Genomic DNA, 13420 nt, shown 5'->3' on the forward strand with positions numbered 1-13420 from the left:
CATCAGGTGTCCCGCCGCGTTCGCGGGACAATGTTCCTTTTGGTCAGCGCACGCTTCATGCAGCTACTCAGCATTATTATTTTGCTTACCCTCACCGTGGTTATCCATTCGATGTGGATGTTTTGCGTATTGGGGCATGGGTATCTAAACGTCGGGTGCGCGACCCCATGTTGTAAGGTAAAGTACACCCCATTGCGCAGCCATTATGGCTGCGGCTTCGAGGGCGATAACGCTGATCAACAGTTCGCCCTTTTCAATTACTGGCCTGTGCCAGTCTGCATGGTGTGTGTTTTGTCTTAAAAAAGGGTGTTGTATGTCTGCTGCTCATCTCGGTTTTCCGACTGAAACCGTTGTTGTCTTTGTGGTGATGGCTGTCGGGGCGATGTTTATCGACCTCTTCATGCACCGTCATGATAAACCTGTCTCGCTGAAAAGCGCGGCCATGTGGTCCGTTTTTTGGTTCTCGATGGCGATGGCCTTTGCCGGGTTTTTATATATCCATCACGGTGCCGAGATGGCGAGCCTGTTCCTGACCGGCTACGCGCTGGAAGAAGTGCTCTCCATCGATAACCTTTTTGTGATGATGGCGATCTTCGCCTGGTTCGGCGTGCCGGATAAATATCGTCACCGCGTACTCTATTGGGGCGTGCTGGGCGCCATTGTTTTCCGCGGTATTTTCGTTGCCATCGGGACCAGTCTCTTGAGCCTGGGACCCTATGTTGAGGTCGTCTTTGCGCTGATTGTCGGCTGGACGGCGGTGATGATGCTCAAACGCAATGAAGAGAGCGACGAAGTTGAAGATTACTCCGGTCATCTGGCCTACAGGCTGGTGAAGCGCTTCTATCCCGTCTGGCCGAAAATCAGCAGCAATGCTTTTATTCTGACCCAGAAAGAGGTGGATGCGGAGCTGGAAAAACCGGAAAACCAGGACGTAATGGTTGGACGCGTGAAGAAGGCGAAACGCTACGCGACGCCGCTGCTCCTCTGCGTGGCGGTGGTGGAGCTCTCTGACGTGATGTTCGCGTTTGATTCAGTGCCGGCCATTATTGCGGTCAGCCGCGAGCCGCTGATCATCTATAGCGCCATGATGTTCGCCATTCTCGGCCTGCGTACGCTCTACTTCGTGCTGGAAGCCTTAAAACAGTATCTGGTGCATCTGGAGAAAGCCGTTGTTCTCCTGCTGTTTTTCGTGGCGTTCAAGCTGGGGCTGAATGCCACCGATCACTTCTGGCACCACGGTTACAGCATTGGCGCGACGGCGAGCCTGTTTGTCGTGTTGGGCGTGCTGGCGCTGGGGATTATTGCGAGCGTGATGTTCCCGGGGAGAAAAGAGGCCTGATGTATTGCTTTTCGCCCTCTCCCACTGGGAGAGGGCCGGAGCGAGGATGCCAGGCTACACTTAACCCTTAATCGGTGAATTGCGGCGCTTGCGCGGGTGATGGAAATGTCGCCAGTGCGGATCCTGCGCCGCTGCCAGCAGCTCGTGGTCGCCGCGGGTATCGCCCCAGGCGCGCAGGTGGTAATCGTTCAGATTGCCATACACCTTTTCCAGCCGCGCCACCTTCTGCGCACAGCGGCAGTTATTCCCGGTGATACGTCCGGTCAGCTTGCCGTTTTTCACTTCCAGCTGTGTGCCAATCAGCTTTATGCCGAGCTTATCGGCCCACGGCTGCAGCACCAGCGCCGGAGAAGCGGAACAGATGGTGACTTCTGCCCCGGAGTTGACTTCAGCCGCCACCGCCAGCACCCCCTCAGGGCGCATCAGCTTGTTCCAGTATTTTTCACAAAATTCTTCTGCCTGCTGGCGTAACCAGTGCTCGTCTACGCCCGTCAGGAAGGTTTTGATCAACACCTCTTTCAGCTCATCGCGCGTCAGCTTGCGGCGAACACAGTGGAGCGTGGGCAGCGCCATACGCACCAGTCGGCCCGCGAAGTAACGTTTACCAAACGCGAAACGCAGGAAAGGGATAAAGCTGTCGTGGTGGGTCAGTGTCCCATCGAAGTCAAAGACGGAGAGCACGCTGGACTTCGCCACTGCCTCGTCGGCAATCATATTGGTCATAAATACGTCTTAGCTTAAATACACATTCTGTTCATTAGTTTACCTGCTTTGGCGCCACAGTCCTTATACCCCGCGCGTTTTTTTCTCATTCTTGCGACCTGGCAAAGAAGTCCAAAATCAGACTCGATAAAGATTGGGCAAAAAGTGAGCTGTCTATATTATCGCCGCATCGAAAGATATTTCGGGGGAACGTTGGCCCCCACTGGTAAGGAAAAACTCACTCACTACTTCTTTTCTATATGACTCTTAGATCGTTTATTTCAATACTCTCGTTAAGTTTTGCGTCGTTTTCTGCACTGAGTTTTCAACTGCCGGCCTCAATGCTGTCGATGAACAGCGAGCTGGCCGTTTCACCGGCAAAGTCAGCGCTGGCACATCCGGAAACCGGGCCGCTGCGTTCACGTATCCTGGATCAATATCAGAGGTGGAAAGGGACGCACTATCAATGGGGTGGGTCAACGCATCACGGGGTGGATTGTTCAGCACTGATGCAGCATCTGTTTAGCGAGGCGGCGCACCTTGACCTGCCACGCACGACGGGCGAGCAGATCCATCGCGGCGTGCAGGTGGCGCAATATCGCCTGAAGGCCGGAGATCTGGTGTTCTTCCAGACCGGGCCGAACCGTAAGCACGTGGGCGTATATATTGGCGATAGCCAGTTTATTCATGCGTCAAGCAGCCAGGGCGTCACGGTGTCCACTCTGACCGATAGCTACTGGCAAGAGCACTACATTACAGCCCGGCGGGTCGCAGGCAGTGCGGCCTGACGGGTCAGATGATGTCATCCACTACGCCACCATCGACGCGTAATGCCGCGCCAGAGGTGGCGGAGGCCTGCGCAGAGCAGACATACACCACCATATTGGCCACCTCTTCAACCGTGGCGGCTCGCTGGATAACAGAACTCGGGCGATTAGCCATCACGAACTCTTTTGACAGTTGCTCCAGCGATTTGCCGGTTTTCTCGATTTCGTCCTTCATCATCTCGGCGAAACCGTCTGACAGGGTAGGGCCCGGCAGCACGCTGTTCACCGTGACGCCGCTTCCCGCAACGAACTTCGCCAGCCCGCGCGCCAGGGAAAGCTGCGCCGTTTTGGTGACGCCATAGTGGATCATATCTGCGGGAATATTGCACGCCGACTCGGAAGAGATAAACACGACGCGTCCCCAGCCTTTTTGCACCATACCCGGCAAAAGCGCGCGGGAGAGACGCACGCCGGACATGACGTTGGTCTGCCAGTAGCGCTCCCAGGTCTCATCATCGGTGGAGTAAAAATCCTGCGGGCCGTAAATCCCGGCATTGTTAACCAGAATATCCACGTTGGACGCCACCTTTAGAAGGGATTCCACGCCCTCATTCGAGCTGAGGTCGGCAATGGCGGCACGAACCTGCACGCCGGGCACCACCTGCTGTAGCTGCTGGATCCCTTTATTGACCGACTCCGTGCTGCGGCCATTAACGATCACTTCCGCACCGCTTTCCGCCAATCCTCTGGCGATGGCGAACCCAATCCCGCCGGTTGATGCGGTGACTAACGCCACTTTCCCCGTAAAATCAATTTTCATCATCTGCTCCTTATCGTTATTAACGTTCGGACCTTAAAGCGTAGCAGTTGATGATGATGGCTCCTGGCTAAAAAGGCGCAAGAGCGTTTCAACCTGTTCATCGAGCGGGCCGAGCGATCGCTTCACAATCAGGTGCAGCGGCGTTGCACGACGCACGCCGTGACTGAGCGGCAGCGCTTTCAGCGTCCCTTGCTCCAGCAGGGACTGTATACGTTCCTCCGGTAGCCAGCCGTAGCCAACCTGATACATGACCGCCTCAATGGCGGCATCGATGGTTGAAAATGTCCAGGATTCACCGGCCGGGCGTGCAGCAGGCTGGCTGTCCGCAATCTGAACGAGCGGCCACGGGCGCAGCATCTCTTCGTTCAGCGGCGCGTCGAGGGCAAAGAGAGGGTGTTCATGATGCGCAACGGCCACAAAATCGATGTTCATCAGCCATTCGCCCAGCCCGGTGATGTCCTGACGACGGGTTAAAATCATCACATCGGCTTCATCATTAATGGCATCGGCACGGGTATTTTCCAGTACCTCGGTGAGGCGCACCTGCGTCTGCGGATACTGCTGCTGGAACTGGCGCAAAATGGCGAATAGCCGTCGGCGAGGGAAGATATTATCCACCACCAGGTCCAGTCGCGTGCGCATGCCGTTGCGCAGAGTCGCCGCGCGCGTTTCGACGTAGGAGAAGGCTTTGAGCAGCGGTTTAACCTGGTTGAGCAGCAGTTCGCCGGCGGGGGTTAACACTGCGCGCCGCCCCTCCGGCACGAGAAGCGCCACACCCAGCCGTTCCTGCAACAGCGAGAGGTTATAGCTGACGGACGACTGGCTGCGATGGGTCTCTTCCGCGGCTTTGGCAAAGCTCCCAAGCTCGACTACCTTCTCTAATAATGACCACTGTTCAAGGGTTGTCTTGTGCATGAGTTATCTAAATTTTGAATTGATTTGATTCAAACATAGCGTTATTCATTCATTTTTTGAAGGGGTACGATTATCTCATCAAAACAAAGGAGACATCTTATGAACACCTTCGACAAACATGACTTAAGCGGCTTCGTTGGCAAACACCTTGTTTACACCTACGATAACGGCTGGAACTACGAAATTTATGTCAAAAATGAAAACACCCTCGACTACCGTATCCACAGCGGTCTGGTCGGCAATCGTTGGGTGAAAGATCAGCAGGCATACATTGTTCGCGTCGGGGAGAGCATCTATAAAATCTCCTGGACAGAGCCTACCGGGACCGACGTGAGCCTGATCGTCAACCTGGGTGATAGCCTGTTCCACGGCACCATCTTCTTCCCACGCTGGGTCATGAACAATCCGGAAAAAACCGTCTGCTTCCAGAACGATCACATTCCATTGATGAACAGCTATCGCGATGCTGGCCCGGCTTACCCAACAGAAGTGATTGACGAGTTCGCCACGATTACGTTCGTTCGCGACTGTGGCGCGAATGACGATAGCGTTATTTCCTGTGCAGCCAGCGAGTTGCCAGAAAACTTTCCAGAAAATTTAAAATAAGCGCGACAATTAACTAGAAAGAAAAGTTCCCGGCTCATTTCGATTTTATTCGGAAGGGCCGGGATTTTTTTTATTTGTTGAGGTTTGGTTTATAACACCAGGCCTATTAATATGGAATTTCATCACAAAATAAATATTTAACACTCATTAATTTTATTTTTTATCAATGAGTTAAAGTATTCCTACTATTTTATTCCTATCCTCCCTTAATTCTTTCCTAAGAAATGCGCACTACTATTGAATGAGTTTATGGTTCGTTGAAATAAGCTGATCCTCTTTTGGTTAATATCAAAAAATGCCTTTCCTATCTCAAGGACATTAATAATGAGTGATTTTTTGCCTTTTTCGCGTCCCTCAATGGGGCATGAGGAAATCGCCGCGTTGCAGGAGGTAATAACCTCTGGCTGGATCACCACTGGACCCAAAAATCAGGCGCTTGAAGAGGCATTCTGCACGCTTACGGGCAATCGTCATGCTATTGCCGTCAGTTCTGCCACGGCGGGAATGCATGTCACCCTGATGGCGTTAGGTATTGGTCCCGGCGATGAAGTGATTACCCCCTCACTGACCTGGGTATCGACGCTGAATATGATCGTTTTGCTGGGGGCAACTCCGGTGATGATCGATGTCGACAAAGACACGCTGATGGTGACGCCAGAATCCGTCGAGGCAGCAGTAACGCCCCGCACTAAAGCCATCGTACCCGTTCATTATGCCGGGGCACCGTGTGATATCGACGCGATTCGCGCCGTGGGTGAACGCCACGGGATCCCCGTTATTGAAGATGCGGCCCATGCGGCAGGAACGTATTACAAAAATCGGCACGTCGGCTGGCAGGGCACCGCGATCTTCTCTTTCCACGCCATTAAAAACATGACCTGTGCCGAAGGCGGGCTCGTCGTGACCGATGACGAGCTGCTTGCAGCAAAAATCCGCAGCCTGAAATTCCACGGGCTGGGCGTAGACGCTTACGATCGCCAAACTCTCGGCCGCGCGCCACAGGCTGAGGTGATCTCACCGGGCTTTAAATACAACCTGGCGGATATCAACGCCGCGCTGGCGTTGGTGCAGTTGGGCAAGCTGGGTGACGCCAACAAGCGGCGTCGTGACATTGCCGACCGCTACCTGCTTGAGTTGGCTGATACCCCGTTCCAGCCGCTGCACATTCCAGCCTGGCCACACCTGCACGCCTGGCATCTGTTCATCATTCGCGTTGACGAAGCCCGGTGTGGGATCTCGCGCGACAACCTGATGGCGGCGCTGAAGGAGAAAGGCATTGGCACCGGCCTGCACTTCCGTGCGGCACACACGCAAAAATACTACCGCGAGCGTTTCCCAGACGTTTCTCTCCCAAACTCTGAATGGAATAGCGCGCGTATTTGTTCTCTTCCTCTTTTCCCGGACATGACTCATGACGACACAACCCGCGTCATTACCGCACTCCATCAGCTTGCAGGACATTGATATGTTCACTGTACCGCCTGTACAAAAAGTGTCTGTGGTAATCCCGGTTTACAACGAGCAGGAGAGCCTGCCCGAACTGATCCGCCGCACGACGGCCGCCTGCGACACGATGGGCAAAGCTTACGAAATTCTGCTGGTGGATGATGGCAGCAGTGATAACTCTGCGATGATGCTGACGGAGGCCGCGCAGGCCGACGATAGCCATATCGTTGCCGTACTCCTGAACCGAAATTACGGCCAGCACTCGGCAATTATGGCCGGCTTTAGCCACGTGACGGGCGATCTGATCATCACTCTGGACGCCGATCTGCAGAACCCGCCTGAAGAGATCCCGCGCCTGGTCGCCAAAGCGGATGAAGGCTATGACGTCGTGGGCACGGTGCGCCAAAATCGTCAGGACAGCGTGTTCCGCAAGCTGGCTTCACGCACCATCAACCGCCTGATCCAGCGCACGACGGGCAAAGCGATGGGCGATTACGGCTGTATGCTGCGGGCTTATCGTCGCCACATCGTCGATGCCATGCTGCATTGCCATGAACGCAGTACCTTCATTCCCATTCTGGCCAATACTTTTGCACGCAAAGCGACAGAGATCCCGGTGCTGCACGCCGAGCGTGAGCATGGGGAATCGAAGTACAGCTTTATGCGCCTCATCAACCTGATGTACGACCTGATCACCTGCCTGACCACCACGCCGCTGCGCCTGCTGAGCGTATTCGGCAGCATTATCGCGGTGGCCGGGTTTGCACTTTCCGTCCTGTTGGTTGTGCTGCGGCTGGTCTTTGGCCCGCAGTGGGCGGCGGAAGGGGTCTTTATGCTGTTTGCCGTCCTGTTCATGTTCATCGGAGCCCAGTTTATCGGTATGGGTCTGCTCGGTGAGTACATCGGCCGTATCTACAACGATGTTCGCGCACGTCCGCGCTACTTTATTCAACGTGTTGTCCGTCAGGAACACAAAGCATCTCAAGAGGAAAAACACCCATGAAAGCTGTCGTATTTGCCTATCACGATATGGGGTGCACGGGCACGCTGGCCTTGCTGGATGCGGGCTATGACATTGCTGCAATCTTCACCCATCCGGACACTGCCGGTGAGAACAACTTTTTTGGCTCGGTAGCGCGTATTGCGGCTGAACACGGCATTCCGGTGTATGCCCCGGACGATGTAAACCATCCGCTGTGGGTGGATCGCATTCGCGCGCTTTCCCCGGATGTGATTTTCTCGTTCTACTACCGCAACCTGCTTTGTGACGACATCTTAAACGTGGCGTCAAAAGGCGCGTTTAATCTTCACGGCTCCCTGCTGCCTGCATACCGTGGTCGCGCCCCGCTAAATTGGGTGCTGGTTAACGGAGAATCGCAAACTGGCGTGACCCTGCACCGTATGGTGCACCGCGCAGATGCGGGCGGGATCGTGGCGCAGCAGAGCGTGGCTATCGATGCGGATGAAACCGCGCTGGAACTGCATCAAAAACTGAACGTGACCGCGCAGAACCTGCTGCGCGATGCGTTGCCAACCATCCTTAACGGTTCCTATAGCGAAACCATGCAGGATGAGAGTAAGGCCACCTGTTTTGGCCGCCGCAAGCCGGAAGATGGCCGTCTGGACTGGACCCGGCCAGCTCGCGAGCTGCACAACCTGGTGCGTGCTGTGACCGACCCGTGGCCGGGCGCGTACAGCTTTGCGGGTGTCAGCAAATTTATCGTCTGGAAATCCCGCGTGCGCGACGACATTCCGGCAGCGAAACCGGGCACCGTTGTTTCGGTGTCTCCGATGATTGTGAGCTGTGGCGAGCAGGCCCTGGAAATTGTTACCGGACAAACCGACAACGGCCTCTATGTTCAGGGCATGCAGCTGGCGCAGTCTCTTGGCCTGGTCGCGGGCGCGCTTATCACCAGCGCACCGGTTGTTGCCATGAAACGCCGCACGCGCGTGCTGATCCTCGGCGTGAACGGTTTTATCGGTAACCACCTGACCGAACGCCTGCTGAAGGATGATAACTACGAAATCTATGGCCTGGATATTGGTTCCGACGCCATCAGCCGTTTCCTGGACAACCCGCGCTTCCACTTCGTGGAAGGGGATATCAGCATCCACTCCGAGTGGATCGAGTACCACATTAAAAAATGTGACGTGGTGCTGCCGCTGGTCGCCATTGCCACACCGATTGAATACACCCGTAACCCGCTGCGCGTGTTTGAGCTGGACTTCGAAGAGAACCTGAAGATTATTCGCGACTGCGTGAAATACGATAAACGCATCATCTTCCCGTCCACCTCTGAAGTGTACGGCATGTGCACCGACAACAACTTCGATGAAGATAACTCCAACCTGGTGGTCGGGCCGATTAACAAACAGCGCTGGATTTACTCCGTCTCCAAACAGCTTCTGGACCGCGTGATTTGGGCATACGGTGAAAAAGAGGGCCTGCGCTTTACCCTGTTCCGTCCGTTTAACTGGATGGGGCCACGTCTGGACAACCTGAACGCGGCGCGTATCGGAAGCTCCCGCGCCATCACCCAGCTTATCCTAAACCTGGTGGAAGGGTCGCCAATCAAGCTTATCGAAGGCGGCAAACAGAAACGCTGCTTTACGGATATCAGCGACGGTATCGAAGCGCTGTTCCGCATCATCGAAAACAAAGATGGCCGCTGCAACGGGCAAATCATCAACATCGGTAACCCGGAAAACGAAGCCAGCATCCGTGAGCTGGCGGAAATGCTGCTGGCAAGCTTCGAGCGTCACCCGCTGCGTAATCAGTTCCCGCCGTTTGCCGGCTTCCGCGAAGTGGAAAGCAGCAGCTATTATGGTAAAGGTTATCAGGACGTTGAGCACCGTAAGCCAAGCATTCGCAACGCGAAGCGCTGCCTGAACTGGACGCCAACCGTGAAGATGGATCAGACCATCGATGAAACGCTCGATTTCTTCCTGCGCACCGTGGAGCTGTCGGAACAAGGATCATGAAAAAAGTCGGTTTACGCATTGATGTCGATACCTTCCGTGGCACACGTGACGGCGTGCCGCGCCTGCTGGAACTGCTTAGCAAGCACGATGTGCGTGCCAGCATTTTCTTCAGCGTGGGGCCTGACAACATGGGACGCCATTTATGGCGTCTGATTAAACCGGCATTCCTGTTCAAAATGCTGCGCTCACGCGCAGCATCCCTCTACGGCTGGGATATTTTGCTGGCCGGAACCGCATGGCCCGGCAGGCGTATCGGGGCGGGTAATGAGGCTGTTATCCGTGAAGCGGCTCTGCATCATGAGGTGGGGCTGCATGCCTGGGATCACCATGCCTGGCAAGCCTGGGCTGGCGTCTGGGACATCCCGCGTCTGACGCGTGAAGTTGAGCGCGGCATGATGGAGCTGGAAGCCATTACCTGCCAGTCCGTACGCTGTTCCGCCGTGGCGGGATGGCGTGCCGACCAGCGCGTGGTAAAAGCTAAACAACCCTTCGCGTTTCGCTATAACAGTGATTGTCGCGGGACAGGCCCATTTTTGCCGCTTATCGGGGAAAACACCTTAGGTACTGTGCAAATCCCGGTCACGCTTCCCACCTGGGATGAAGTGGTCGGGCGCGAGGTGACCGCCGATGGGTTTAACCGCTACATTCTGGACTGTATTCATCGCGATGAGGGGACGCCGGTCTACACCATCCACGCAGAAGTGGAAGGTATCGCATATCAGCATGATTTTGATGCGTTATTGACGATGGCTGCTCAGGAGGGGATTCAGTTTTGTCCGTTGAGCGAGATGCTGCCAGAGGATCTCAGCACGCTGCCGGTGGGCAAGATTGTGCGTAATGAAATGGCTGGCCGGGAAGGCTGGCTTGGCTATCAACAAACCGTGAGCCCGGTATCATGAAAACAGCCCGTTATGGCGTAGCGCTACTCGCACTGTTTATCGTTTACTATCTTATTCCTGTCGATATCCGCCTGTTATGGCAGCCTGATGAAACGCGCTATGCGGAAATCAGCCGCGAAATGCTGGCGTCAGGAGACTGGGTTGTCCCGCATTTTCTCGGTCTGCGTTATTTTGAAAAACCCATTGCCGGCTACTGGATCAACAGTATCGGGCAACTGCTGTTTGGGCACTCCAACTTTGCCGTACGCGCGGGGGTCATTTTCTCTACCGGATTAACGGCGCTGCTGGTTATCTGGATGGCCTGGCGTCTCTGGCGGGATAAGCGCGTTGCCCTCTTCTCCGGCCTTATCTTCTTAACGCTGTTCCTGGTCTACGGTATCGGTACTTATGCGGTGCTGGATCCCATCATTACCCTGTGGCTGGTCGCCGCGATGTGTAGCTTCTGGCTGGCCTCGCAGTCGACGACGACTGCCGGAAAAGCAGGGGGCTATGTGCTGCTTGGTCTGGCGTGCGGCATGGGCGTCATGACCAAAGGTTTTCTGGCGCTGGCGGTACCGGTAATTGGCGTGCTGCCGTGGGTGATTGTGCATAAGCGCTGGAAAGAGGTGCTGATTTTTGGCTGGCTGGCGGTGCTGAGCTGCGTGCTGATCGTCCTGCCCTGGGCGCTGGCTATTGCCCACCGCGAACCTGATTTCTGGCGCTACTTCTTCTGGGTTGAACATATTCAGCGTTTTGCCCAGAGCGATGCGCAGCACAAAGCTCCCTTCTGGTATTACCTGCCGTTCCTGATTGCCGGAAGCCTGCCGTGGCTGGCGCTGCTGCCGGGCGCGCTGCGTCTTGGCTGGCGTGAAAGGCATGGCGAAGGCGGCGGGCTCTATTTACTGGGATGGGTGGTGATGCCGCTGATTTTCTTCAGCATTGCCAAAGGCAAGCTGCCGACCTATATCCTGCCGTGTTTTGCCCCGCTGGCAATCCTGATGGCGCGCTATGCCGTTAACGCGGCGGAGAAAGGGGCAAGAGTATTACGCATTAACGGTGGGATTAACCTCGCGTTTGGTGCTGTTGGCGTGCTGGCGGCGCTGGTGGTCTCTCCGTGGGGGCCCTCAAAGCATCCGGTCTGGACATCGGTCGAACTGTATAAAGTCTTCTGCGCGGTGGTGGCTTTCCTCATCTGGGCTGCGGTCGGCTGGTTTACCCTCAAACAAAGCCAGCAGCGCTGGTGGCTGGCGGCGCTGTGCCCGGCGGGTCTGGCGCTGCTGATCGGCTTTGCGATTCCCAATCTGGTGGTGGATTCCAAGCAGCCGCAGTCATTGGTAGATACCGTTCGCCAGCCGCTGGAGGAGAGTAAGTTCGTGCTGGCCAATAACGTCGGGGTCGCGTCAGGGCTGGCGTGGGAATTGAATCGTCATGACATCATTCTCTTTGGTCAGAGCGGCGAGCTGAAGTACGGCCTCGATTACCCGGATGTGAAAGGCCGGTTTGTGCGCAAAGACGATTTTGCACATTGGCTGGCTGAACACCGCCAGCAGGGGGCGGTTTCCGTGGTTATTTTGCTGTCGCGGAATGATGACCTTGCCCGCGCCGGGCTGCCAAAACCAGATAGCCTGACCGTTCAGGGGCGTCTGGCCTGGCTGCAGTATCTGCCGCAATGATGGCCTGGCTCTGGCTGGCGCTGGCAAGCTTGTTAAGCTGCGCAGGACAGCTTTGCCAGAAACAGGCTACCCGTCCGGCGAAAGTCGGGCGGCGAGGAGCACATATCGCGCTGTGGCTAGGGCTGGCAATGCTGGCTCTGGGCTGCGGGATGTTGGTCTGGCTGGTGGTCTTACAACGTCTCCCCGTCGGAATTGCCTATCCGATGCTGAGCCTTAATTTTGTTTGGGTAACGCTGGCTGCGAAGGTGTTCTGGCGTGAAAACGTCGCTTCGCATCACTGGCTGGGCGTCGGGTTGATCATCATCGGGATTATTTTTCTGGGAGGAAGCCTGTGAAAGGGGGGGGCTGGGCTTTATGCAGCGTAATGTTGGTCAGTGCGGCGCAGCTGTCGCTGCGAGAGGCCATGATGGCGTTGCCGCCTGTCAGCGACGTGATGACGTTTATCTCTGCCCTCTGGCATTTTGCATCGGGCACTGGCGCGCTGGTGCTGGGGCTAATGGGGTATGTGGCGTCGATGGGCTGCTGGTATCTGGCCCTGCACCGAATGGCGCTCAGTAAAGCGTATGCCCTGCTGAGCCTGAGTTACATTCTGGTATGGGCTGTCGCGATACTGCTGCCAGGCTGGGGAGAACGCTTCTCCTGGCAGGGTCTGGCGGGCGTTGGGTTCATTATTCTGGGCGTGTTGGTGATTTTCCGGCCAGCGCGTCATCAGCCGCGTGAATCAGATCCGTCGTAAGCGCGAAGGGCGTTGCGGTACATACGGCAAGGCTCAGTGAACCTACCTGGCATTGGCTCACCGCGTGCGCGGCGCTCGCTGAGCTGTCAACGCTGACTATTTGCCAGGAGTGCGCTCCGCGCTGCTTAACAATGGCCTCTTTTCGCGTCCAGATGCGCCAGAATGCGTCAAGCTGACGCTCAGACGTTTCATTTTCCAGCTCAATATGCTCGCCGTTGCTAAAGACAGCATTGGCGAGCGTGCGCCAGTTATCCTGGGGGCGAATAAGCTCCAGCGAACAGCCGACATTACCTTCATCACTGATAATTAACGCAATATCATCTTCACACTGGCTCATGCTGAACCACAGCGGATAGTCACCGACAAAGGCGGGTTTTCCTTGTTCGCTGTAGATAATCTCCGGGAGCGGCTTAGGTGCCAGCAGACGCGAAAGTAGCCCGCGTCCCGCCAGCCAACGGGCGCGCTGTGCGCCTTCCGGAGCGTGTCGGGAGAGGGCTTCAGCCCAATGGTCAGTGCTCAGTGAAGAGATCTTTCCCAGAAAAACCTGGTACATATA

At 55.7% G+C, this 13420-nt stretch carries 14 protein-coding genes; 10 read left to right on the forward strand and 4 right to left on the reverse strand.

All coding sequences use genetic code 11. From position 1 onward, the window contains the following. The first annotated feature begins 313 nt into the window (after positions 1–313). The gene (locus tag V5P19_RS17260) at positions 314–1339 is read left to right on the forward strand and encodes a TerC/Alx family metal homeostasis membrane protein (RefSeq protein WP_334405451.1); all 1026 of its coding nucleotides are present in this window, start codon (positions 314–316) and stop codon (positions 1337–1339) included. A gap of 60 nt (positions 1340–1399) precedes the next feature. Here the strand turns inward: V5P19_RS17260 and V5P19_RS17265 are convergent, their stop codons facing one another. Further along, positions 1400–2062: an HAD family hydrolase gene (locus V5P19_RS17265; RefSeq protein ID WP_334405453.1), complete on the reverse strand. Its 663-nt coding sequence runs from the start codon at positions 2060–2062 to the stop codon at positions 1400–1402. 320 nt (positions 2063–2382) lie between these two features. Between V5P19_RS17265 and V5P19_RS17270 the strand changes: the two genes are divergently transcribed. Further along, positions 2383–2829 (forward strand): NlpC/P60 family protein, encoded by a 447-nt coding sequence (locus tag V5P19_RS17270; protein WP_334405455.1) that lies wholly within the window; start codon positions 2383–2385, stop codon positions 2827–2829. Between the two features lie 4 nt (positions 2830–2833). Here the strand turns inward: V5P19_RS17270 and V5P19_RS17275 are convergent, their stop codons facing one another. Then, complete coding sequence (locus V5P19_RS17275) at positions 2834–3628, reverse strand: SDR family NAD(P)-dependent oxidoreductase (RefSeq protein WP_334405686.1); 795 nt, start codon at positions 3626–3628, stop codon at positions 2834–2836. 33 nt (positions 3629–3661) lie between these two features. Next, positions 3662–4543 carry a LysR family transcriptional regulator gene (locus V5P19_RS17280; RefSeq protein ID WP_334405456.1) on the reverse strand — a complete coding sequence of 294 codons (882 nt, stop codon included), beginning with the start codon at positions 4541–4543 and terminating at the stop codon, positions 3662–3664. Between the two features lie 99 nt (positions 4544–4642). On the opposite strand from V5P19_RS17280, the gene V5P19_RS17285 reads away from it, so the two are divergent. From V5P19_RS17285 to arnF, 8 genes are all read left to right on the forward strand, one after another. Further along, the gene (locus V5P19_RS17285) at positions 4643–5149 is read left to right on the forward strand and encodes a phenolic acid decarboxylase (RefSeq protein ID WP_334405458.1); all 507 of its coding nucleotides are present in this window, start codon (positions 4643–4645) and stop codon (positions 5147–5149) included. Positions 5150–5473: 324 nt separating this feature from the next. Further along, positions 5474–6613 carry a UDP-4-amino-4-deoxy-L-arabinose aminotransferase gene (gene arnB / locus V5P19_RS17290; RefSeq protein WP_334405460.1) on the forward strand — a complete coding sequence of 380 codons (1140 nt, stop codon included), beginning with the start codon at positions 5474–5476 and terminating at the stop codon, positions 6611–6613. Between the two features lies 1 nt (position 6614). Next, positions 6615–7598 carry an undecaprenyl-phosphate 4-deoxy-4-formamido-L-arabinose transferase gene (gene arnC / locus V5P19_RS17295; RefSeq protein WP_334405688.1) on the forward strand — a complete coding sequence of 328 codons (984 nt, stop codon included), beginning with the start codon at positions 6615–6617 and terminating at the stop codon, positions 7596–7598. After that, on the forward strand, positions 7595–9577 hold the full coding sequence (gene arnA, locus V5P19_RS17300) for a bifunctional UDP-4-amino-4-deoxy-L-arabinose formyltransferase/UDP-glucuronic acid oxidase ArnA (RefSeq protein WP_334405462.1): 1983 nt from the start codon (positions 7595–7597) through the stop codon (positions 9575–9577). The genes arnC and arnA overlap by 4 nt, the downstream gene beginning before the upstream one ends. Beyond that, positions 9574–10476: a 4-deoxy-4-formamido-L-arabinose-phosphoundecaprenol deformylase gene (gene arnD / locus V5P19_RS17305; RefSeq protein WP_334405464.1), complete on the forward strand. Its 903-nt coding sequence runs from the start codon at positions 9574–9576 to the stop codon at positions 10474–10476. Before arnA ends, arnD begins: the two co-directional genes overlap by 4 nt. Then, complete coding sequence (gene arnT, locus V5P19_RS17310; protein ID WP_334405466.1) at positions 10473–12128, forward strand: lipid IV(A) 4-amino-4-deoxy-L-arabinosyltransferase; 1656 nt, start codon at positions 10473–10475, stop codon at positions 12126–12128. Before arnD ends, arnT begins: the two co-directional genes overlap by 4 nt. After that, positions 12125–12463 (forward strand): 4-amino-4-deoxy-L-arabinose-phosphoundecaprenol flippase subunit ArnE, encoded by a 339-nt coding sequence (gene arnE / locus V5P19_RS17315; protein ID WP_334405467.1) that lies wholly within the window; start codon positions 12125–12127, stop codon positions 12461–12463. Before arnT ends, arnE begins: the two co-directional genes overlap by 4 nt. Positions 12464–12492: 29 nt before the next feature. Continuing rightward, entirely contained in the window at positions 12493–12864 is a 372-nt protein-coding gene (gene arnF / locus V5P19_RS17320; RefSeq protein WP_334405469.1) for a 4-amino-4-deoxy-L-arabinose-phosphoundecaprenol flippase subunit ArnF, read from the forward strand. Here arnF and acpT read toward each other — a convergent pair. After that, positions 12797–13417: a 4'-phosphopantetheinyl transferase AcpT gene (gene acpT, locus V5P19_RS17325; RefSeq protein WP_334405471.1), complete on the reverse strand. Its 621-nt coding sequence runs from the start codon at positions 13415–13417 to the stop codon at positions 12797–12799. The two genes, arnF and acpT, sit on opposite strands and share 68 nt — an antisense overlap. Between the last annotated feature and the right edge of the window lie 3 nt (positions 13418–13420).

The organism is Enterobacter sp. UNJFSC 003, assembly GCF_036903355.1.
Classification (GTDB): domain Bacteria; phylum Pseudomonadota; class Gammaproteobacteria; order Enterobacterales; family Enterobacteriaceae; genus Enterobacter.

Coding starts and splice junctions, on each gene's coding strand:
- V5P19_RS17270 (WP_334405455.1), top strand. CDS start 2,383: ATGCTGTCGATGAACAGCGAGCTGGCCGTTTCACCGGCAAAGTCAGCG.
- arnD (WP_334405464.1), top strand. CDS start 9,574: ATGAAAAAAGTCGGTTTACGCATTGATGTCGATACCTTCCGTGGCACA.
- arnF (WP_334405469.1), top strand. CDS start 12,493: ATGTTGGTCAGTGCGGCGCAGCTGTCGCTGCGAGAGGCCATGATGGCG.
- arnB (WP_334405460.1), top strand. CDS start 5,474: ATGAGTGATTTTTTGCCTTTTTCGCGTCCCTCAATGGGGCATGAGGAA.
- V5P19_RS17275 (WP_334405686.1), bottom strand. CDS start 3,628: ATGAAAATTGATTTTACGGGGAAAGTGGCGTTAGTCACCGCATCAACC.
- acpT (WP_334405471.1), bottom strand. CDS start 13,417: ATGTACCAGGTTTTTCTGGGAAAGATCTCTTCACTGAGCACTGACCAT.
- arnC (WP_334405688.1), top strand. CDS start 6,615: ATGTTCACTGTACCGCCTGTACAAAAAGTGTCTGTGGTAATCCCGGTT.
- arnT (WP_334405466.1), top strand. CDS start 10,473: ATGAAAACAGCCCGTTATGGCGTAGCGCTACTCGCACTGTTTATCGTT.
- arnA (WP_334405462.1), top strand. CDS start 7,595: ATGAAAGCTGTCGTATTTGCCTATCACGATATGGGGTGCACGGGCACG.
- V5P19_RS17265 (WP_334405453.1), bottom strand. CDS start 2,062: ATGACCAATATGATTGCCGACGAGGCAGTGGCGAAGTCCAGCGTGCTC.
- V5P19_RS17285 (WP_334405458.1), top strand. CDS start 4,643: ATGAACACCTTCGACAAACATGACTTAAGCGGCTTCGTTGGCAAACAC.
- V5P19_RS17260 (WP_334405451.1), top strand. CDS start 314: ATGTCTGCTGCTCATCTCGGTTTTCCGACTGAAACCGTTGTTGTCTTT.
- arnE (WP_334405467.1), top strand. CDS start 12,125: ATGATGGCCTGGCTCTGGCTGGCGCTGGCAAGCTTGTTAAGCTGCGCA.
- V5P19_RS17280 (WP_334405456.1), bottom strand. CDS start 4,543: ATGCACAAGACAACCCTTGAACAGTGGTCATTATTAGAGAAGGTAGTC.